General features: G+C 52.9%; 20 protein-coding genes and 1 tRNA gene. 16 read left to right on the forward strand and 5 right to left on the reverse strand.

Annotated features, from left to right (window positions below; genetic code table 11):
• The 7 genes from NZ653_06960 to NZ653_06990 all read left to right on the forward strand — a co-directional run.
• Nucleotides 1-199, forward strand: a 199-nt coding sequence (locus NZ653_06960) for a hypothetical protein (protein ID MCS7286854.1), incomplete at its 5' end; no start/stop codon positions are given.
• 664 nt (nt 200-863) lie between these two features.
• Nucleotides 864-935: transfer RNA gene (locus NZ653_06965), tRNA-Val, on the forward strand.
• 72 nt (nt 936-1,007) lie between these two features.
• A complete protein-coding gene (locus NZ653_06970) occupies nt 1,008-1,517 on the forward strand; it encodes an HNH endonuclease (GenBank protein MCS7286855.1) in 510 nt (169 codons plus the stop codon).
• Nucleotides 1,518-1,601: 84 nt separating this feature from the next.
• The gene (locus NZ653_06975) at nt 1,602-3,110 is read left to right on the forward strand and encodes a hypothetical protein (GenBank protein ID MCS7286856.1); all 1,509 of its coding nucleotides are present in this window, start codon (nt 1,602-1,604) and stop codon (nt 3,108-3,110) included.
• Between the two features lie 11 nt (nt 3,111-3,121).
• Nucleotides 3,122-3,499 (forward strand): RidA family protein, encoded by a 378-nt coding sequence (locus NZ653_06980; protein ID MCS7286857.1) that lies wholly within the window; start codon nt 3,122-3,124, stop codon nt 3,497-3,499.
• A gap of 634 nt (nt 3,500-4,133) precedes the next feature.
• Entirely contained in the window at nt 4,134-4,799 is a 666-nt protein-coding gene (locus NZ653_06985) for a transcriptional regulator (protein ID MCS7286858.1), read from the forward strand.
• 10 nt (nt 4,800-4,809) lie between these two features.
• On the forward strand, nt 4,810-6,462 hold the full coding sequence (locus tag NZ653_06990) for a GAF domain-containing sensor histidine kinase (protein ID MCS7286859.1): 1,653 nt from the start codon (nt 4,810-4,812) through the stop codon (nt 6,460-6,462).
• Here NZ653_06990 and NZ653_06995 read toward each other — a convergent pair.
• The 5 genes from NZ653_06995 to NZ653_07015 are packed head-to-tail and all read right to left on the reverse strand — an operon-like array spanning nt 6,439 to nt 11,893.
• On the reverse strand, nt 6,439-8,292 hold the full coding sequence (locus NZ653_06995; protein ID MCS7286860.1) for a hypothetical protein: 1,854 nt from the start codon (nt 8,290-8,292) through the stop codon (nt 6,439-6,441). The two genes, NZ653_06990 and NZ653_06995, sit on opposite strands and share 24 nt — an antisense overlap.
• Nucleotide 8,293: 1 nt before the next feature.
• Nucleotides 8,294-8,812 carry a redoxin family protein gene (locus NZ653_07000; GenBank protein ID MCS7286861.1) on the reverse strand — a complete coding sequence of 173 codons (519 nt, stop codon included), beginning with the start codon at nt 8,810-8,812 and terminating at the stop codon, nt 8,294-8,296.
• 10 nt (nt 8,813-8,822) lie between these two features.
• Nucleotides 8,823-10,016: a glycosyltransferase family 4 protein gene (locus NZ653_07005; protein ID MCS7286862.1), complete on the reverse strand. Its 1,194-nt coding sequence runs from the start codon at nt 10,014-10,016 to the stop codon at nt 8,823-8,825.
• A gap of 19 nt (nt 10,017-10,035) precedes the next feature.
• Nucleotides 10,036-10,980: an ABC transporter substrate-binding protein gene (locus NZ653_07010; protein MCS7286863.1), complete on the reverse strand. Its 945-nt coding sequence runs from the start codon at nt 10,978-10,980 to the stop codon at nt 10,036-10,038.
• On the reverse strand, nt 10,967-11,893 hold the full coding sequence (locus tag NZ653_07015) for an SPFH/Band 7/PHB domain protein (GenBank protein ID MCS7286864.1): 927 nt from the start codon (nt 11,891-11,893) through the stop codon (nt 10,967-10,969). Before NZ653_07015 ends, NZ653_07010 begins: the two co-directional genes overlap by 14 nt.
• A 183-nt stretch (nt 11,894-12,076) precedes the next feature.
• Between NZ653_07015 and NZ653_07020 the strand changes: the two genes are divergently transcribed.
• From NZ653_07020 to NZ653_07060, 9 genes are all read left to right on the forward strand, one after another.
• Nucleotides 12,077-12,838, forward strand: a complete 762-nt coding sequence (locus tag NZ653_07020) for a DeoR/GlpR family DNA-binding transcription regulator (GenBank protein MCS7286865.1) — start codon at nt 12,077-12,079, stop codon at nt 12,836-12,838.
• A gap of 13 nt (nt 12,839-12,851) precedes the next feature.
• Nucleotides 12,852-13,673: a BtpA/SgcQ family protein gene (locus NZ653_07025; GenBank protein MCS7286866.1), complete on the forward strand. Its 822-nt coding sequence runs from the start codon at nt 12,852-12,854 to the stop codon at nt 13,671-13,673.
• A 5-nt stretch (nt 13,674-13,678) separates the two neighbouring features.
• Complete coding sequence (locus tag NZ653_07030) at nt 13,679-15,181, forward strand: FGGY-family carbohydrate kinase (GenBank protein MCS7286867.1); 1,503 nt, start codon at nt 13,679-13,681, stop codon at nt 15,179-15,181.
• Entirely contained in the window at nt 15,178-15,978 is an 801-nt protein-coding gene (locus tag NZ653_07035) for a 3-oxoacyl-ACP reductase FabG (protein MCS7286868.1), read from the forward strand. The genes NZ653_07030 and NZ653_07035 overlap by 4 nt, the downstream gene beginning before the upstream one ends.
• A 20-nt stretch (nt 15,979-15,998) precedes the next feature.
• Nucleotides 15,999-17,351 (forward strand): sugar ABC transporter substrate-binding protein, encoded by a 1,353-nt coding sequence (locus tag NZ653_07040; GenBank protein ID MCS7286869.1) that lies wholly within the window; start codon nt 15,999-16,001, stop codon nt 17,349-17,351.
• 56 nt (nt 17,352-17,407) lie between these two features.
• The gene (locus tag NZ653_07045; GenBank protein ID MCS7286870.1) at nt 17,408-18,277 is read left to right on the forward strand and encodes a sugar ABC transporter permease; all 870 of its coding nucleotides are present in this window, start codon (nt 17,408-17,410) and stop codon (nt 18,275-18,277) included.
• Nucleotides 18,274-19,086, forward strand: coding sequence for a carbohydrate ABC transporter permease (locus NZ653_07050; protein ID MCS7286871.1), 813 nt, complete (start codon nt 18,274-18,276; stop codon nt 19,084-19,086). The genes NZ653_07045 and NZ653_07050 overlap by 4 nt, the downstream gene beginning before the upstream one ends.
• Nucleotides 19,087-19,171: 85 nt before the next feature.
• Nucleotides 19,172-20,242 (forward strand): ABC transporter ATP-binding protein, encoded by a 1,071-nt coding sequence (locus tag NZ653_07055; protein MCS7286872.1) that lies wholly within the window; start codon nt 19,172-19,174, stop codon nt 20,240-20,242.
• Nucleotides 20,243-20,263: 21 nt separating this feature from the next.
• Nucleotides 20,264-21,364, forward strand: a complete 1,101-nt coding sequence (locus NZ653_07060) for an extracellular solute-binding protein (GenBank protein MCS7286873.1) — start codon at nt 20,264-20,266, stop codon at nt 21,362-21,364.
• Nucleotides 21,365-21,406 lie beyond the last annotated feature (42 nt).

Consider the following 21,406-nt stretch of genomic DNA (forward strand, 5'->3'; position numbering starts at 1 on the left):
ACTTGTGATTATTTCAACCAATTATACCACCCAGGCCAGTTTTGTCAAAGAAGCGAGGCGCTGGAAAAGAAAATTGTTGACCTTTTGCGTGAGGCTATACGCTTGCATTATCTGCATTAAACTTCGCCATCCTGTTACTATGGGGGTGCCAAAATTTGAGGCTTTCTTAACTTACCTTTCACCAATCTGTCATCTTTAACAGGCAGCAGTGCTTCTACTGATGCTGACAGGCTTTTAGGATCGGCAGCCTCGGTGGAGTCTGGTGCAGCTGCGGCGGTGTTGGAAGAGGGCTGGATTTCCCGAGGACTCTCCGTTGGGTGAGCGAATTCGGGAAAAAACAGTTGGTGACAGCCTATTTCCCGAAAGGAGTACAAGCTCACCGCTGTCAGACAGCCCAGGTTAGCGGTCTGGTCTGCGTCTTGTCTGCGGCAAGTTCCGGATTCCCCGAATATCCACTCCACGAACTGCTGGCTGTTTTGGTCCAGGCCGCCGCCCAGGGGGAAAGGCCCCTTCAGGAATGCGGCAGTAGGGTCAAAGGCAAGCCTCCTTTCTGATGAACTTCTTCCCTCCGGGCCTGTAGTCCAATACCCTCTGGTGTCCGTTGGGTAAGCTCCCCCGGGGAAATAGGGCGAGAGCGAGCGAAAGGGGGGAAGAGGCCCTGGGTCTATTACGTCTGCAGGTGCTGGCCTGGGAGAGAGCAGAAGGAGAGATTAAACAAGCGATAAGGGTGCGGGGGGTGTACAGGGGTCCAGAGGGGACGCAAACCTCACCCAAATCAGGAGGAAGTGGAAAAAGGGTGTAGGTGGTAATTAAAGTTTAGTTTTTTGACAAGCCTTTGGTTTTGCCTTATAATATAACCGAAAGGGCGAGTAGCTCAGCGGAAGAGCGCGCGGCTCACATCCGCGAGGTCGGGGGTTCGAAACCCTCCTCGCCCACCTTAAAAGCAAGCCCCATAAAGGGGCTTTGTTTTTAAGGCTTCCCTAAGAATGGAAAGGGGGGAAGCACGAATGCTGGAAGGCTCTGTCCTGGTCCTCAATTCCACGTACGAACCGCTGAGCATAGTCTCGGTGAGAAGAGCTATAGTACTTGTCCTCAAGGAGAAAGCCGAGATTGTAGAAGCTACTGATGCCTATTTGCGTTCTGAAAAGCTGTGTCTTCCAGTTCCCCTGGTCATAAGGCTTGTGGCCTATGTGAAGGTGCCAAAGTTTATCAATATTCCCCTTACTCGCAAGACTGTCCTGGCGCGGGACCATTACACATGTCAGTACTGTGGGAGGCAGTTGCCCAAGAGTGAGCTCACTCTGGATCATATAGTTCCCCGTCGCAAGGGTGGGAAAACCGAATGGGAGAACGTGGTTACCGCATGCAAGATATGTAACCATCGCAAAGGGGATCGCACTCCTGAAGAAGCAGGCATGCGCCTCATTGCGAAGCCTTGCCGTCCCCGCTATATGGTGTTTGTCCTCTTAGGGGAAGCTCGGTGCCACGAAGCCTGGAGGAAATACCTCTTTGTTTAACTAAATATCCCAAATTTATCCCAAATATCCCAAATGCCCCCAGCTTTTGGATAAAATTCCAGCCTTTTTGAACGGGAGGTATTGATGTCACCCGGGAGGCGTAAGGCCTTGGTAATAGGTTGTGTTTTCGCCACCATCACTCTCATTCCTTACATTGTGGCTTTCGCTTCCCAGGGCAGTGGGTGGCGTTTCTCCGGTTTCCTCATCAATGTGGAGGATGGTAATTCATATATCGCCAAAATCCTCCTGGGCTCAAAAGGGGATTGGTTATTCCACACACCTTACACTACCATGCCCCACCCGGGTTCGCCAGTATATTTGCCATATATCCTTTTAGGGAAAGTAGCGGGCGTTATTGACTCTCACACTTTTCTGGTGGTGCTCTTCCATAGCTTTCGGGTTGTTTCCATTATCCTGCTGGCTTTGGCTTCCTACGATTTTCTCTCGCTTTTCCTCCCCTCTGAAATCCTCCGGACCTGGGGTGTTATCCTGAGCCTTGCGGGTGGGGGATTAGGCTGGGTTCTTCTCCTCAGGGGTGAGGCTGAGTGGCTGGGTTCTCTGCCCCTGGATTTCCTCTCTCCCGAGAGTTTCGGGTTCCTGGCAGTATTTCTGTTGCCCCACCTTACTTTAGCCAGAGCCTTGTTGCTCTGGACTATCACAGGCTATCTCAAAACCGGAGGCTGGCGTTGGGGCCTCCTGGCTCTGGTTATGGGCCTCATTCATCCCCTGGAAACAATTACTCTCTGGCTGGTAGTAATAATCTACGGTGCTATTGAAACCGTCAGGTCGAGACCTATAAACAACCCTGCGCCCCTTTTTCTTTTTCCCGCCCCTATAATTTTTTGCCTTGCCTTTTTGACCTTGACCCATCCTTTCTACAAGGTCTGGAACGCTCAAATAAATGTCCGAGCTCCCCATCCCCTGCATTATCTGATAGCCTATGGCTGGGCTATTCCGGCGTTTGTGATAGGTGCGCTAAAGATTACAAAGGAACCTCTTGGAGGTCTTCCCGTGGCTTGGGCAGCGGTAACACCTTTACTGGTCTACCTGCCAACTACATCCCAGCGCCGTTTAGCCGAAGGGGTATGGATTGCTATAATAGCCGTTGCCCTGAGAGCCTTTGAAGGTCGAGAACGACTGGCAATTTTATGGCTTGCGCCCCTTTTGATAACTTCGGCGGTTATTTGGATCTGGAGTTTCACCCCGGCTCTGAACCCTTCCCCACCTGTTTTCTTGCCTCAGGATAAAGTGGAAGCCTTTGAAGCTCTCAGGGTTATGGCCAAACCTGGAGATGGGGTCATTGCTTCTTATTTAACAGGCAATGCTCTACCGGCGTGGGCTCCTGTCAGGGTTCCCCTGGGCCACGGCGCCGAAAGTTACCTATATGAGCTCTGGGAGGCAAGGGTTAAAGATTTCTTCTCCGCGGAAACCACCCATGATTTCAGGCTGGAACTCATGCGAACAGCTCGCATCCGTTGGGTTTTCTGGGGGCCAGAAGAGCGAGCCCTGGGTGGGTGGTCCCCCGATTCTATGCCTGGATTGTGCAAGCGTTACTCCAATGCTGGTTATTCCATCTGGGAAATTTGTGATTGAGAGGAGGGAATATGAGGGAAATAATAAGCACTGAAAAAGCTCCCCCTGCTATAGGGCCTTACTCTCAAGCGGTAAAAGCCGGGAATTTTCTCTTTGTAGCGGGGCAAATCGGCATTAATCCGGCTACCGGGCAACTTGAGGAAGGGGTCGAAGCTCAGACCCGGCAAGCTCTCCTCAATCTTAAAGCTATATTGGAGGCGGCCGGGGCTTCACTGGACAACGTAGTAAGAGTTGGGGTTTTCCTGCAAGATTTGAAAGACTTTCAGGCCATGAATGCTGTTTACGCTGAATTCTTTCCTCAATTTCCTCCTGCCAGAACTACGGTGCAGGTAGCAGCTCTTCCGCGAGGAGCTTTGGTAGAGATTGACGCTATAGCCATATTGCCATGAAAAAAATAGTTTTTACTACCTGCAAAGGTTGTCTTGAGTTGTTTGCTTTGACAATTTCGTGTCATTGTGAGGGGTAAGGTATAGTTTTTCCCCGCCCTCGTGGGCATAGGGTTTGCCATGGTTTTGGGTCCCACTTGTGGGCGGGGTGCAAGGTTGGCTGATCGCTCCCTTTTTGAGGTTTTTGGGGGTACATCCCCCAGACCCCCTGCCATGGGGCAAGCCCCCTGGACCCCCAATTTTCCCGCCCTCGTGGGCATAGGGTTTGCCATGGTTTTGGGTCCCACTCGTGGGCGGGGTGCAAGGGTTGGCTGATCGCTCCCTTTTGGAGGTTTCTGGGGGCACATCCCCCGGACCCCCTGCCATGGGGCAAGCCCCCTGGACCCCCGATTTTTCCCACCCTCGTGGGCATAGGGTTTGCCACGGTTCTGGGTCTCACTCGTGGGCGGGGTGCGAAAGGTGGTTGATCGTTCCCTTTTTGAGGTTTTTAGGGGCACATATCCCAGACCCCTTAGACTTCCGATTTTCCTCACCTTTGTGAGCTTGAGGTTCGCCAGGGTTTCACGATGAACCATAGGCCCTAGATTTTCTTGTCAAATGCCTGTTTCCCTTTTATAATATCCCCCGGAGGGGAAAGATGAATGCTGATATCAGCATAAAACGGAAAATTCTGGGGATTGTCCTGGAAAAAGCTCGCACAAAAGCCGGTAAAACTCTTAAAGAATGCGCCAGGGCTATAGGCGTTACTCCTCTATACCTGGCTAAAGTGGAAAAGGGGGAAAAGGAATTGGATTTGGCCCAGCTGGAGATCCTGGCTCGCTTTTTGGGTTTTCCCCCTCTGGTCCTCTGGGAAGGAAATCTGGATAGCCCCCACTCTGAGAGTCCCTTCCCTCCACCAGAAGAGGCCGTAAAGGTCAGGCGTAAAATTATCGGTTTGCTTCTGGAAAAAGCAAGAATTCAGGCAGGAAAAAGTCTCTCGGAAGCCGCCAGGTTTCTGGGAATACCAGCTCGCACCCTTAAGGCTTACGAAAAGGGAGATAAGCCTGTCCCTCTCTCCCACTTGGAAACCCTCGCCGAATTCTACGGACTGGGCAAAGATTTCTTCCTTCAGCAGGCTCTTTTCAGTGAAGATGAAAAGCTTCACAGGGAAATCGAAAATTTCCTCAAACTACCAGAAGAAATTCGCGCCTTCGTAGCTAATCCTTCCAACGTGCTTTACCTCAAATCTGCTTTGCATCTCAGTAAACTCTCTACTCAGGCTTTGCGGGATTTTGCCGCCAGCCTCCTGGATATAACCCTTTAAGGTGTTGAGAATGCAGGAACGATTTCTGGAAGTCTTCAAGGCTCGCAACCTCAAAGAGTGCCTGGAGCGATTTCTGCCCATTGCCGTAGAAGCAACTGGGGCAGAAGGGGGCTCCATTCTGGTGGTCTCCGGAGAAAGGTTGGCAGTGAAATGGGGTAAAATTCCTCCGGAAGCCCTCTCTATCCTTGAAAGCTGGGAGAAAAGGATTGCCGAAAGGCTGAGGGAAGGTGCATGGAGTTTCTCCTGGAAAGAGTCGCTTCCCATTGCGGAAATGGCCCTTCCCAACAACGCCGGTCGCCTTTACAACCTCCCCATTATTTCGGGAACTCAGGTGGCAGGGGCGTTGAGCCTGACGGGAGGCTACAACTATAAGCTTTCTCCAGAGGCTAAACGCAATCTATCCAGTCTTCTCCTTCCCTTCAGCCTGGTCCTGCCCCTCTACCTGAAACTCGATAGCGCCCTAAGAAGGGTAGAACATCTGGAGCTTTTCTTTCAGATGAGCCAGCACCTTGTATCCACCTTTGACCTCAATAAGCTTCTTTTAGACACAATGGAAATAACAAGCTTCGTGCTGGATGTCATGGCAGCTTCGTTGCTTCTCATAAAAGAAGGGACCGATGAGCTGGTGCTGGAGGTAGTTTACGGTCAAGGAGGGGAGGCGGTCCGAAGGGTTAAGGGCAAAATTGGAGAAGGACTTGTGGGCTGGGTAGCTCAGAACGGCAAGCCCATCATAGTAAACAATGTACAAAGTGACCCCCGCTTCAATCCGAAAGTGGACGCTCGCACGGGCATTCTCGCCCATTCCATAATATGTGTGCCGTTGCAGATTAAAGGTAAAACCATAGGCGTTCTCGAAGCCATTAATAAGCGATCGGACAACGGATTTGATGAGGAAGATCTCAAAATCTTAAGCACCATAGCCGCCCACGCAGCTATAGCTATAGAAAACGCTAAGCTGCACCTCTCTCTAAAGGAAGAAAGGGATAAACTTCTGCGGGTGCAGGAGGAAATAAGACAAAGTCTGGCCCGTAACCTCCACGACAGCACCCTGCAGTATCTTTCCGCTATATCCATGGGTCTTGAGCACCTCAGTCGCCTCTTGGAGGTGAAGCCAGAAGCCGTAAAAGCAGAGATTGATGCCCTCACCAAGATGACCAAACAGGCTATAAAGGAGGCAAGGCTTCTTCTCTTTGAACTTCGTCCCCTCGTCCTTGAAAGCCAGGGACTCATTCCTGCTCTCAGGGCCTACGTGGAGCAGCTCAACAGTACCGAGCATTTCTTCACGCACCTGGAGGTTGAAGGGGTGAACAGACCGCTCAAGCGGTCAGTGGAGCGTAATATCTTCTCAATCGTTCAAGAAGCTATAAATAATGTGGAAAAGCACGCTAAGGCCAAAAATGTGTGGATAAAGGTAACTGCTGACGGAGATTACTTGTCTGTCAGTGTGGTTGATGATGGCGTTGGCTTCAACGTTAAAGAGGTGCTCAGCAGGTATGAAGAGCGAGGAAGCTTGGGCCTCCTCAACATGCAGGAGAGAGCAAAGGCGATCGGAGCTCAGCTTTCTATAAGGTCAAACCCTCAGGGGCCAGGCCGGGGCACCATCGTATCCCTGCGGATACCCCTTTCGCTGGCGGTTGAATCAGGGGAGGAAAAGAACAAATAAGCTTTCCCGGGTCAGGATGAAGGCCGTCTTTTTCCTCTCGTCCACTGCGAAGTCCACGATTTCCAGAGATTCTTCCTCTTTGCCGAAAACAAATTGCCTTAAGAGCTTTCCCCCTTTGTCCAGTTCTATTATCCTTTTCTGTCCCGAGTCGGCTACGTAAAGGGGATGCCGGGGCTTCTCCAGGTCTTCTTCAGGGAAAGTAAAGATGGCTGATGGGCTTGCGAGCGGCCTGTCCAGTTGCTCCATTTCAAAGGGAACTTGAGTCCCGCCCAGGAATTTCAGGATTCGCCCATCGGCCATAAGCAGGTAAACGTAGCCATCCAGGGCGAAATCTCTTACTTCTTCCATGCCAATGGACCTCGGGAAGTAGGGGGTGGGGGGAGAAGGATAGCCACCCTCTCCAGGAATATACCTCCAGATCTGTCCCTTGGCTCTGTCTAAAATGTAAAGCCTTTTGTCCAGGGTTTTCATCCGGTCGGAATAGGAAAAGCCGGGTGCAAGGCTCAGATGGCGTATGGCACCCCATGGGAAGGTGATCCGGTAGAGGTTGGCAGATGAATCTAAAACCAGGAGGCCCTTTTCAGTTTCAGGCTGGGGGGAGAGGTAAAAGGCCATCTCTATGAGTTCACCCACCACTAAATCTTCCACAACCTGCCCTTTCTTGAGCAATACTATCGGCTTATCGGGATCTGCAAGGGCATCGCCAACTTCATTGAGTCGGTAAAGGTAAAGCTCATCGGTCCCTGAATCCAGAATGTAGATATCCCTGCCGTTTACCACAAGGCGGCGGGGCTCAAGTTTTGCTCTCTGAAAGCGCTGGAGGGTTATGACGGGAAAGTTGCGGATTATTTTGTAGGTTTTATCGTATTGCTCCTGAAAGGCTTTTTCCACTTCCTTGAGCTGAGGGGCCATGGGACGCAGCAGGCGAGCTTCTTCTAACGCTCTGGCGGCCGCTTTTAGAGCTTCACGCTGGACGGTTATGTCCTGGGCGGAATTGGCTTGAGAGATAGCAGCTCTGGCATTCTGAAGCAAATGGTTGAGCCGGCTGTTCACAACTCTTACTTGCTGGAAATAAGCCAGAAGCACCAGGAAAATTACCAGCAGAGGAAGCGCCAGGGCGATGGCCTTAGCCCAGTGGTTCCGGGCCTGAACAGGTTTCCGCGCGGGTTCTCTGGCTGGTGCCAAAAGTTCCCAGGCCTGTCGGCCCAGCCCCTTTAACTTTTCCATCAGGGGTCTAACAGAGGGTGCAGGTGGGCTGACCTCAAGTTCCAGAACAACCCCCCAGCTTCTGGGACCAATGGTTTCCTGGATAGAAGTTAGGATTTTCTCGCCTTTTTCACCCCTAACAAGCCCTTCCAGATGTCGGAGGGTGACTTCGTCAACGGCAGGAACGAGGGCAAGGGTACTCCCGCTTTCCAGGGGGAAGGAGAAAAAGTGAGGCTTCGGTTCAGGGCTCTCCCCGGGCGCGGGGGAACTACCAGTGATGCTTTTCAATTTTCCCCGCTGCTGTATGATTACAGTCACTGGCCCAGCGATGGCCAGGTAAGCTTCGGTTTTCCCTTCGGCCAGGCAAAATATGGCTCCCCTGGCCTGTCGGGAATAGAGGAGGTAGCCCGCTGCAGACATTGCCTTCTTCAGAGCGCCTATAACTCCTCCCCTGTAGGAATAAAAACTATCCCTCAGGCTTTCCTCAACCCTCGCAAAAAATGCTTCGGGGGTTGTCCTGAGGTAGGAAGCAGGAATGAAAAGGACGTAGAGTTTTTCCTTTCTTTTGGCGAAGAGAGGCGGAGCAAATTGCCTCGGTTCAACTCCGAAGGAGCTTATCCTCATTCTATCTCCCAACCAGTTCGTGGAGAAAGCGGCGAAGTTCCTCCTCCTCCAGGGGGCCTATATGACGGCGCAGAAGGGTTCCATCGGCTTTAATGAAATACGTTTCAGGGACGCCCGTGACTCCAAATAGCCTCGCCAGTTTTCCCCCCGGGTCCTTTCCAGCTGGAAAGGTTATCTCCCATTTCCGGAGGAACTCCAGGGCTTTGCTCTCTGCATCTTTGTAGCTTATCCATACAAAAAGGGCCTCTTCTTCATCTGCATTTTTCCAGATAGGGACCTCTTTCAAACATTCTCTGCACCAGCTGGCCCAAAAATGCACCACCACTGGTTTACCGCCCGGTATTGTGAGGGTGGAGCCATCGTAAAGGACAACGGAGATGGGGGGGATTTTATCGCCTTCCTTTAAACTTGTTGATTTTGTGGAGGCCAAGAGGAAAAACACAGCCACAACCAGAAAGGCTATCGCTAACACCACGATGGCTCCGGATATCGCTGGAATCGCCAGTTTCGTCTTACCCATTGAACCTCCTTTACCAGTAGACACGTTGCCTTTCTTCCCACACTCTCCTGTATACCTCTACAGTCATTTCGGCAATTTTCTCCCAGTTGTACTTTTCCACCACCTCTTGATAGGCGTTTTTAACCCTCAGCTCTGTCCAATGAGGATTTTCCAGGGTGTGAAGTATACCCCAGACGAGGGATTCCACGTTGTTGGGATAAACGGTTATGCCGGTCTCGGCGTGGCGGACCACTTCCGCAAATCCGCCCACTTCGGAGACCACTACGGGGCAGCGAGCAGCCATTGCCTCCAGGGCTACTATTCCAAAGGGTTCGTAGAGGCTCGGAAACACTGCTACATCGGCTACTTTGAAGAGCCTGTCCCGGTCTTCGTCGGGAATGAATCCCGTGAAAAGGACTTTGTGAGCTACGCCCAATTCCCATGTTCTGTGGCGCAAATGCTCCAGCATGGGGCCTGTGCCCACTATTACAAATTTAGCTAAGGGGAAACGAGCCAAAACCAAGGGGACAGCCTCCAGCAAGATTTGCGGCCCTTTTTCTTCCACCAATCTCCCCACAAAAAGGACTATTTTTTCTTCAGGCAGTGCATACATATTGCGAAACTCGCTTAAATCCACCCCTTCCCAGCGGTCAAAACGCTCAGGCTTGATGCCATTGGGGATTACGTCAATTTTATCCTCCGGCACCTGAAAATACTCCCGCACTTCCCACGCCATGTGTTTGCTGCAGCAGATCACCCTCCAGGCTTCGTAGGTAAGCCACCATTCAGTGCTGTGAATAGCTTCGGAAGTCTGGCTGTGGAGGTAGCCCCGGCCCCGGCCTCTTTCGGTAGCGTGGATTGTGGCAATAAGAGGGGTTTTATGGGAGCGCTTGAGAGCACAGCCAGCGAAAGATACAAGCCAATCGTGCACATGGATTATCTCAAATCCACCGGTCTGGTTCCAGAGCTCATGAGCTTTTTCCTGAAGATGGAGGTTCGTTTTCCAGGCAATGGTGTAGATATCCCCATTTTCCCTCGCAGGTTCCACTCTGTAAACCTTTACCCCATCTACCACTTCATAGGGTTCTCCTCCAGCCCAGGCGGGGGTCAATAAATAAAGGTCAATCCCTTTCTGGACTAAGGCGGGGCTAAGTTCCGTAACATGCTTTCCAAGTCCGCCTACAATATGAGGGGGGTATTCCCAGGAAATCATTAGCACGCGCATTTCTTTCCCCCAGCCGTTTTCAATCAGCTCCACGGAGGGCTTGAGTTTTAAACTGATGCCAAACCCTTTCCCTTGTGATCCTGCCTTCTGCCGAGGTTTCCTTCAGGGCCTTTATCAGCACTTTCGTCGCCACGTAGGCTGGCCAGGCAAAAGGCCCTGGTTCCGCTCCCGAAATCTTCCTATATTCCTGGGCAAAAGTTTCTTCGGGCTCCCTTTCGCCCCCGAAGCACCAGCTTCCCCTTTCCCCCGCAAGAGCTTTGAAGGGGGAAGAGCAAAGCTCAGGCCGGCCCCAGAATTCCCCCCTGAACCCGTTTTGCCTGAGTTTCAACAGAACTTCAGCACCCGTTGAAGAGTCTCCGGGCCAGAAAGCCACGCGGTAGCTTTGAGGAGTAGGAGGAAATTCCGGGTAGCAGTAAAAATCCAGATTCTCGGCCGGACAGGAAGATGAAATTTCTCTGTAAACTGCCGAGCCAGGGCAGGAAAAAACCAGGATTTTCCCTTCAGAACACAGGATTCTGGGCCATTGAGGAGGATAGGGGTAGACCTGGAAAGCTCCTTCTCCCAGCTTCCCCTTTTCCAGAACAGGTATCGGGATTACGAGGGGTAAATGATAGCGGGCGTAGATGGGGAAAGCGGCGAGGGTCGTTTCCTCCGACAGATGGCCAATTACCCCCACGACGTCCGGGTCAAGGGAGATTTTGCCCGCAGCTATAATGGCTTCAGCAGGTGAGTTTCTATCGTCCAGAGCCACCAGTTCCAAACGGTATTTTCCCAGCTCCCGGGAAGCGTTTGCTTCCCGAACGGCCAGTTTAACTGCATATAGGGCATCATAACCTTCAGCCCGATGGAGGCCCTCAAAAGGGGCCACCAGCCCAATCTTAACCACTGGGGGAACACTTCCCGGGAGAGTACACCCTGCCCCCAGTATCAGGAGGGCAAGGCTTACTGCTTTAAGCTTTCTCACTTGAGGATTTCTCCCCTCCGCTCATGGATTCTCCCGCAAATTGGACGAAGGGCCGCAGGAGGGAGGAAAATTCCATGGGGAAAATGAATTTGGTGGCGGGGCTTTGGCCAAGGGACTTTAGAGCTTCAAGGTACTGGAGGCTCATGGTTTTGGAGTCAACAGTCCTGGCCACATCAAAGATTTTCTGGAGGGCAAGGGCAAAACCTTCGGCTTTGAGGATAGATGCCTGGCGTTCTCCTTCTGCTGTGAGGATGAGGGCCTGGCGCTGGCCTTCAGCTTTGAGGATGGCGGCCTGCTTTTCGCCTTCGGCTACTTTTATAGCTGATTCCCTCTTGCCGTCCGCTTCGGTAACCATAGCACGGCGAGTCCTTTCAGCGCTGAGCTGGCGGATCATGGCTTCCTGCACATCCCTTGGCGGGAGGATTTCCCTTATCTCCACGCTTGTGACTTTCACCCCCCACCTTTCTGTGACTTCGTCCAGTTTAGTGCGGAGGATGCGGTTTATCTCTTCCCTTCTGGCCAGAACATCATCCAGCTGGATATCGCCGATTACAGCTCTCAAAGTGGTGGTGGCAATACCCTGGGAAGCGCCAGCGAAGTTCCTCACCTGGATTACGCTGTCGACAGCGTTCACCACGCGCCAGTAGACCAGGAAATCCACGTCTATAGGGGCGTTATCTTTAGTGATGCAGGTTTGGCGAGGTATTTCCAGGTATTGCTCCCTCAGGTCCACCTTCACTGCAACTTCCACGAAAGGTATAAGGAAGACCAGGCCTGGCCCCCTTTCCCCAACGCATCTTCCAAAGCGGAATATGACAAGTCTCTCGTATTCCCTGACGATTTTAATGGCCATAGGGGCAATTATGAAGATCAAAAGGATTAAAAGGCCTAGACAAAGGGTTTCTGCGGCCATTGTGCACCTCCAGGCTTAATTTTAAGAGCATTATAAAGGCTTTTGAGGCCAAATGCAACTACATCTTTCAGAACTTCTCGCCACGCAACCAATCTCCTTGTGGGATAGCTGAAGGTTTTTCAAGTTCTTGACAACTGAACAGATTTGTGTTATAATTCAAACAAAAATGAACAGAGCCGATCCATGCTCCCGGAAGAGCGTCACCAGTTAATCCTGCAGCTTATAGAAAGCAAAGGCTCAGTCAGTGTATCTGAGTTGTGCAAGCATCTTGCCGTCTCAAGCATGACCATCAGGCGGGATCTGGCTGAACTGGAGCGTTCTGGACTGATCCGCCGCGTATATGGAGGTGCCGTCAGTGCCCGCGGACGTAGCTATGAGCCCCCGTTCCTCATCCGCTCCAGAGAACGCCGCGCCGAAAAGGAACGCATAGGTCAGGTAGCCGCCTCTCTTATCCGCAACGGCGAAAGCATCGCCCTGGATGTGGGAACTACAACTTTGGAAATAGCACGCCACCTGGAAAACAAACGTGATTTGACCATTATTACCCCAAGCCTCCACATCGCCAATGTTTTAGCCAATAAGCCGGGAATCCGCCTCATCCTGACAGGCGGAATACTCCGTTCGGGAGAACTATCCCTGGTAGGGTTCCTGGCTGAGCGCGCCTTCGCAGAGTTTTACGTGGATAAATTGTTCCTGGGCATCGGCGGTATAGACTTTGAAGCAGGCCTTACCGAGTTCAACCTGGAAGATGCTCAAGTTAAAAAGGCTATGCTGGCTTCGGCCAAGGAACGCATCGTGGTGGCTGATTCAAGTAAATTCGGCAACATCGCTTTCGCTTCGGTTGCGCCCCTCTCAGCTATCCACAAGATTGTCACCGATTCCTCCGTTGACCCGGCTATTGTCAGGCGCCTTAAAGAAATGAATATAGAGGTCATACTGGCTTAGGAGGGCTAATAATATGAGCACATGGCTGCGGGAATTTTTCGGTGTAGAAAAGCCTGTTATCGCCATGGCCCATTTCCCACCCCTCCCTGGCACGCCTCTTTACGACGAAAAACAGGGTATAGAAGGGATTTTAAAAAGCGTCGCCTCCGATGTTGAAAAGCTTCTCGCAGGAGGAGTGGACGGTATCCTCTTCTGCAATGAAGGGGACCGGCCCTATACCCTCAAGGCCCCCCCCGAAGCTATCGCTGTCATGACCCGGGTCATCACTGAAGTGGCTCCCAGAGATCGCCCCTTTGGCGTGGATTTCCTCTGGGATCCAAAAGCCGCCCTCGCCATAGCTTTCGCTACGGGCGCTTCTTTTGTGCGCGGTGTTTTAACCGGTGTTTACGAGAGCGATATGGGCCTGTGGAATACCGATGCCGCTGACCTTCTGCGATACCGCCGTTATATAGGGGCTGACCGCATCAAGGTGTTCTGCAATATCACCCCGGAATTCGCTTCTCCACTAGGCACCCGTCCCGTAGGTCTTATCGCCCGCAGCGCTGTGGTCTCTTCCCTGGCGGATGCCATCCTCATCTCTGGACCTATGGCTGGTGCAGAACCGGATCTCTCCCTCATCCGCGAAGCTAAAGCCAGTGTGGGCGAGCAGGTCCCAGTGCTCCTCAACACAGGAGCAAAAGTGGAAAACATACGTCAGTTCCTTTCCGTGGCCGATGGAGTAATCGTGGGGTCCAGCCTCAAGGTGGAAGGCTACACCTGGAATCCGGTGGATCCGGAAAGGGTGCAAGCTTTCATGGCAGCCGTAAAAGAAGTCCGCAAAGCCCTCAAGGAGTAGAGGTTATGGCTGATTACCTTCTGGGAATCGATATCGGCACCACCGCTACCAAAGCCATTATCTGCCGTGTAGATGGTGCTATTGTGGCCGAAGCAGAAGCCCCCGCTACTCTCAAATCCCCACAGCCGGGCTGGGCAGAAGAAGACCCTGAGGAGTGGTGGGGCAATGTGGGAAAGGTTACTCGCCTCTGCTTGGAAAGAGCAAACCTTCCACCCACAGCCATCGCTGGGGTCGGCGTTAGTGGCATGGTTCCTACCCTCATCCTTTTGGATAGAGAAGGCCGCGTTATACGGCCATCCATCCAGCAGAACGATGCAAGAGCTTACCAGGAAATTGAGGATTTCAAGGCACGCACAGACCAGGCCGATATCCTTCGGCGCACTGGCAGCACCATCACCCAGCAGAGCATCGGCCCCAAACTTCTGTGGCTCCGCCGCCATGAGCCCGAGGCTATGGCTCGCGCCACACGCGTTATGGGTTCGTATGATTATATAGTCTACCGCCTCACAGGGGTTTTCTCCATTGAACGCAACTGGGCCCTGGAAAGCGGTTTGTTTGATCTGCATAAAGAAGACTGGGATGATACCTTGCTGGAACTGGCAACCATCAACCGAACATGGCTGGGGGAAGTCCATTGGCCAGCCGATGTGGTGGGAAAGGTCACCAGGGAGGCTTCCAGAGAGACTGGCCTGGTTGAAGGCACCCCTGTTGTAGCGGGCAGCGCCGACCATATCGCTTCAGCTTTTTCGGCAGGCCTCAAGGAGCATGGTGACCTTTTGATCAAATTGGGTGGAGCAGGCGACATCCTCTACTGTCTGGATCGTCTGGAGGTGGATCCGAGGCTTTTCCTGGACTATCATGTGATCCCGGGCAAGTTCCTCATCAACGGATGCATGGCTTCCAGCGGCAGCATTATTAAATGGTTCCGTCAGGAATTTGCCCCTGGAGCCAGCTATGCGGAACTGGACGCCGAGGCGGAGAAAATTCCACCTGGCTCTCACGGCCTCATCTTGCTCCCCTATTTCTTGGGCGAAAAGACCCCTATTTTTGATCCCCTTGCCCGTGGGATCATCTTCGGTCTGACCCTCAGCCATACGCGGGCCCACATATACCGGGCCATTCTGGAAGGCATTGCCTACGGCTTTTACCACCACCTTCAGGTCTTAGCTGAACGGGGCCTTACAGCCAGCCGGGCTCGTGTTACAAACGGTGGTGCTCGCTCCGCCCTGTGGCGGCAGATTACGGCCGATGTGGTGGGTTTGCCGTTGGAGCAGATCGCCCACCACCCGGGTTCTTCGCTGGGCGCCGCCTTCGTAGCGGGCATGGGCGTCGGAGCTTTCAAGGCCTGGGAGGAAATTGAGCGGTTCATAACCATAAGCACAGTAACATATCCTGATTTGGAGGCCCACGAACGTTATTCCCAGCTTTTCCGCCTCTACCGGGAACTTTACGAGGACCTCAAGGATAAATTTCCGGTACTAAACCGAATTATCGGAGGTGAGGCATGAGGCTGAAAGATAAGGTGGCTGGCGTCACCGGTGCAGGAACCGGCATCGGAAAAGCTATTGCTATGGCTTTCGCTGCTGAAGGGGCGAAGGTGGCCGTAACGGACCTGCGCGAAGATTGGGCCCAGGAAGTAGCTGCAGCCATAGAAAAAGCCGGCGGCATAGCCATCCCCCTTCGCCTGGATGTGACCAACCGTCAGGAAATAGAAGCTGCCCTCAAAGCTATCTTGGAGCGATGGGGGCGTGTGGACATCTGGTGCAACAACGCTGGCGTCAGCACTATGAACCGTTTCGTTGACCTTGATGAGAAAGATTGGGATTTTGTGATGAATGTGAATGCCAAAGGGGTGTTCCTGTGTTCCCAGATTATCGCCCGTCAGATGATGCGCCAGGAGCCTGACCCTGCAAGCGGCCTTCGGGGTAAGATTATAAACATAGCCAGCATGGCTGGCAAAAGAGGCAACGCCCCCTTTTTATCCCACTATGTGGCCTCTAAATTTGCTGTGGTGGGGCTAACTCAGGCTATGGCTGGAGAACTTGCCCCCTATGGCATCCTGGTGAACTCCGTATGCCCTGGCTACGTCCAAACCTCCATGCAGGAGCGAGAAGTGGAATGGGAGGCCGCCCTGCGGGGAATCACGAAGGAAGAAGTGAGGAAGCTTTACATAGCCGACACACCGCTGGGACGTCTGGAGACTCCGGAGGATGTAGCTAAGGTTGTAGTTTTCCTGGCTTCTTCAGATGCTGACTTTATCACCGGTGAAGCAATCAACGTAAATGGAGGAGCCTGGATGGATTAAATTCAAAAGGAGGGGAAACCATGAGGCGAACGATTTTTGTTCTAACCATAGTGCTGGTGCTTGTCCTGGCAGGCTGCCGTCCAGCCGTACCGACGCCAACACCGCCTCCGCCCACTAAGCCTCCCACAGTAGTAGAAACCCCCACTCCGACCCCGGCGCCCAAAGCTGTCACTCTCACGGTCATCATGGAACAGGTGCCTGATTATGACATCGTGGCAGAGCTCACCAAAAAGTTTGAGGCGGAGCATCCACACATCAAGATCAAATTTGACGCCATGCCCTACGACGCCATGCGGGATAAGATCCTGACTTCCTTCCTCGCCCCCACCGCCACCTACGATGTCATCATCGTGGACAATCCATGGATGGATGAATTTGCCAAGGCCGGTTTTCTCACCCCCTTAGACGATTACATCGCCAAAACCGAAGGCTACGACTTTGAGGATTTCGTCGGCCCGATACGTGAAATCGGCGTGGTGGATGGCAAAATTTACGGCGTGCCCTATTACAACTACGCTCTGGGCCTGATTGTCCGCCAGGATCTTTTTGATAACCCTGAATATAAAGCCAAGTATCAGCAGCAATATGGCAAACCTCTAACCATCCCCACCACTCTGGAAGACTATGTCCAGATCGGCAAGTTCTTCAGGGCGCAGGGTATATATGGAGCAGCCATGCAGCCCCAGCGCGGTTATAAAGTCTTTGAAGAGTGGAAGAACTGGCTTTATGCCGCCGGCGGCAACCTTCTGGATGAAAAAGGGAATGTGATCATTGACAACGAAGCAGCTCAGAAAGCCCTGACCCTCTACATTGAGATGTTCAGGAACGCCGCGCCTCCTAACTCCCTCAACTGGGGCTTTGACGAAGCTATGCGCTCCATGGCGGCGGGAGAATCGGCCACCATGATCTCCTACAACTGGATGCTGCCCACTCTCAACAAGCCCGGGGGTCCGGCAGGGGATCTGGCTGGTAAGTTTGCCCTCTACGAGGTGCCTGGTGGGAAGGCAGTCTTGGGCGCCTGGCACTGGGCCATCCCCAAGAACACCCCTCACAAGGATGCAGCCTGGACCTATATCTCCTGGCTGACTTCAAAGCCCATAGATAAACAACGCGTCATCATGGGTGGTGCTCCCACCCGCGTCAGTGTGATGACCGATAAAGAGGTCTGGGAGAAGGGCTATGGGCAGCAATATTACGAGACAGTTCTGAAGATCTTGGAAGATGCCGAACCACTGGCCCGCGGTCCCCGCGCCGAAGAAATCATCATTGAAGTTGGCACCTACCTGAACAGCGCTGTGGCCGGTGAAATGACCGTAGCCGAGGCCCTGAAAGCCGCCGCCGACAAGGTCCGTGAGATCCTGGCCAGACCGTAAAAATTTAAAGGGCGAGGGGTGGAAGCAAACCCCTCGCCCCCTTTAAGCAGGGAGCAATGATTAGGAAGCTATTTCACCTTAAATACCGGATGCTTTTTCCCATAGTGCTTGTTCTTGTGCTGATAATGGGGTACCCACTGGTGTTCTCGTTCTGGGTTTCCCTTCATGATTACCGGTTAACTGCCATTGAGAATGTCCAGTGGATAGGGCTTAAGCAGTACGCAATGCTCTTTAAAAACGCTTCTTACTGGACGGCCATGCGCAACACCATTGTCTTTGTAGTGATGGCCGTCACTCTGGAGCTGATACTGGGATTTGGTCTGGCTGTGTTGCTCCATCGCCCCACAACCCTTTTCCGCCACTTTTTCCGGGCTATTCTTTTGACCCCCATGTTCATCACCCCCATCGCAGTGGGGCTCATGTTCCGCTATATGCTTAACTCCCAGCTGGGCATAATCCCCAATCTCCTGAGGCTTATAGGCATCCAGATAGATTGGTTCGGACCACAGCTGGCTCTTTTTTCCCTGGCGCTGATTGATGTCTGGCAGTGGACGCCTTTCATGATGCTTTTGCTGTTGGCTGGCCTGGAGGCGTTACCCTCTGAGCCCTTTGAAGCGGCGCGAGTGGATGGTGCCTCCTCCTGGCGGATCATCTGGCATATTACTTTGCCGATGATGCGCCCTATAATTATAGCTTCCGTAATAATCCGCATGCTGGATGCTTTCAGAGTGTATGAATACGTTTATGCCATAACCCGCGGTGGGCCGGGAGAGAGCACGGAAACAATCCAGTATCACATTTACCGGGTGGGTTTCCTTTACTTCCGAATGGGTGAAGCTTCTGCCATGGCCTACACCCTTATTGTCGTCATCCTGTTCCTGGTGGTGCTGCTTTTTTACTCCCTGCGTTGGGAGAGGGAAAAATGAGACGTCTGGGCCAGGAATTATCAGTGTTATTCATACTGTTTATAGCCCTAATAGTCGTGCTCTTTCCCTATTTCTGGACGCTACTCGCTTCTTTCAAGACCGAAGCGGCCATTAACCGCCCCCTGGACTGGAATTTTGACCCGACCTTCGCAAACTGGGAAAGGGTTCTGCGCTCAGATATCCCGATGCAGGTGCGCAACAGCATCCTGGTGGGCCTGCTGACAGTGGCCATTTCCCTTGTAGTCGGAGCTCCCGCTGCCTACGCCTTCTCCCGCTTCCGGGCGGGTGGTGATGCTATACGCTTTATCATTCTGGCGGCTCAGATGCTCCCACCGGCAGTTTTAATCGTCCCCCTTTTCCTCATAATGTATAAACTTAGATTGTTAGATACCATCTGGGCGGTGACTATCTCGCACCTGACTTTCATCCTTCCCCTCATTACCTGGTTCCTCATAGGCTTTTTTGAGGATGTTCCGCGGGAACTGGAGGAACAAGCTATGGTGGATGGTTGCACTCAGTGGCAGGCCTTTTGCCGCATCGTCCTGCCGGTTATCCGCCCCGGGCTGGGCGCAGCGGCTCTCTTCGGGTTCGTCCTATCTTGGAACGACCTTTTCTACGCCCTCCTCTTAACCGGCAAACACAGTCGCACTCTGCCGGTGGGAATCGCTGGTTTCTGGACCTTCCGTGGGATTGAAATGGGGCAGATGTCAGCCGCCATAATTTTAACGATCATTCCAGTAGTGATAGCTTCGTTTTTCGTTCAGAAGTATCTGGTGCGTGGCCTCGGTGGCGGCGCCATAAAGGGATAAAAAAACCTTAACGCAAAGTTAAAAAGCTGTTAAACGAAATTTGCTATACTTTGGAGTGTGGACTTTAAAAGGGGAGAGCCTGAACGTGAGGACAGAGTCCCTTAATCTGGAACATATTACCAAACGCTTCGGCTCGGTTGTGGCGGTCCGTGACTTTAGTCTGACAGTGAAGGAAGGAGAGTTTGTATCCATCCTTGGCCCCTCAGGCTGTGGTAAGACCACGGTTCTCAGGTGTATTGCTGGATTTGAGCGGCCGGACGATGGACGCATCTACATTTATGGCAAAATGGTTAACGACATCCCTCCGGAACATCGGGATGTAGGGATGGTTTTCCAGTTCTACGCCCTTTTCCCCAATATGACCGTGGCTCAGAACATCGCTTTCCCCCTCATGATCAAGGGCCGCCCTAAGGAGGAACAGAACCGAAGGGTCAGGGAATTGTTGGAATTAGTTCGCCTTCAGGGATATGAGAACCGATATCCACGCCAGCTGTCGGGAGGAGAGCAGCAGCGAGTTGCCCTGGCGCGGGCTCTGGCCAAACAGCCCAAAGTCCTGCTCTTGGATGAGCCCCTCTCGGCCCTGGACGCTAAAATTCGGGAAGAACTGCGGGGAGAAATCCGCCGCATTCAGACCACCCTTGGGATTACCACTATTTACGTAACTCACGACCAGGAAGAGGCTCTTTCCATATCCGACCGGGTGGTGGTGATGAACCGGGGAGTAATTCAGCAGGTAGGCACCCCTTCCGAGATTTACAAAAGGCCCAGGACCCTTTTTGTAGCTAAATTCGTGGGGACTATGAACTTTTTCTCCGGTCAGCTTCTGGATGACCACCATTTCCAATGGCGCGATCGGACCTTCTACATAGCCCACGGAGAGCGAGTGCCAAAGGGCAGGGGGGCTATCCTTGCTGTGCGACCGGAAATGATGGGGTTTTCGCTCTCTGAGGCCGAAATCCCTTCGGGGTTCAACACTCTGCCGGCACGGGTGGAGTTGCTCACTTTTCTGGGTTCAATAGTGCGAGTTACCCTGCAGGCCGAGGGCGATACGCTTGTGCGGGTGGACCTGCCTGCCGACGCCGCCGCTAACCTTTCTCCGGGCCAGCAGGTCCATGTTTACTTCTCGCCCGAGGCAGGGGTAATTGTTAGCGAATAAAAAAATAAAAGGAGGTGCAAAATGTCGCATCTAAAAATACATCGTTGGGCTCTGGCCCTAACCATAATAATCGTTCTGGCGCTGGCAGCCTGCAAGCCGCGTCCTGCTGCTCCCACTCCTTCACCGGCTGGTTTCATGGAAGAGCTCGCTGCCAAGGCCAAAGCAGAAGGCGGGATAATCAACACTTACGGCATGCCCGAGACATGGGCCAACTATGGCGGGATCTTCGCCGAGTTCAAGAAGCGTTACGGTATTACTCAGCACGACATTGACATGGGCTCCGCCGTGGTCCTTTCCCGGATGACCGAGGAAAATGCCAGCAAGAACGATGTGGCGGACCTCAAGCCTTCCTTCGCTGCCAAACTGGCCGAGAGAGGGTTGACCATGCCCTACAAAGTCTCCTGCTGGGACAAGCTTCCTGAGGGCCAGAAAGGCGAAGGGAAGGATGGCTCCATCTGGTATGCCGCCTATAAAGGTACCCTGGGGTGGATCGTCAATACCAATATTGTGAAGAAAGTCCCCAGAACCTGGGCCGAGCTCAAGGACCCCGCCCTCAAAGGTTTGGTCAGCTACCTGGATCCCCGGGCAACAGGCACCGGAGTTAACACGGTAGAGGCTGCAGCTTATGCTGTCTCGGGGGATCCTTACAACTACAAGGCCGGGGCAGAGTTCCTGGCTGAGCTCCACCGGGCCGGCATCATCGCCACCGTTGACCCGAAGGTGGATGTATCCAAATTCCAGCGAGGCGAGGTGGCCATCCTAATCAACTTTGATTACAACCTCCTCAAGTGGAAAGAAGACCTGGGTGTTCCAGCAGAGGTGGTCATTCCCGCCGATGGGACTATTGCCTCCGGTGGTGGTGTAGTGGCAGCCCGCAATGCTCCTCACCCCAATACTGCCAAACTTTTCCTGGAATTCCTCCTCTGTGGCGATGGGCAGAGGCTCTACGCAGAAGCCTTCGTCTCACCTATGAATCCCGACGTCCAGTTACCACCCCATATTGCGGCCAAGTTCCCGCCCAAGGAGCAGTATGCCAAGGTGGTTTTCATTGATTACGCTAAGGACGCCGCCATTTCCGAAGACCTGAAGGCTGCCTGGGCTGCTGCGGTCGGTGCCAAATAACAAGGCTATCCAGCGCCAGCAGGTGGTGCAGGGGCATGGGGT

The sequence above is a fragment of the Anaerolineae bacterium genome, assembly GCA_025062375.1.
Classification (GTDB): Bacteria; Chloroflexota; Anaerolineae; order SpSt-600; family SpSt-600; genus SpSt-600.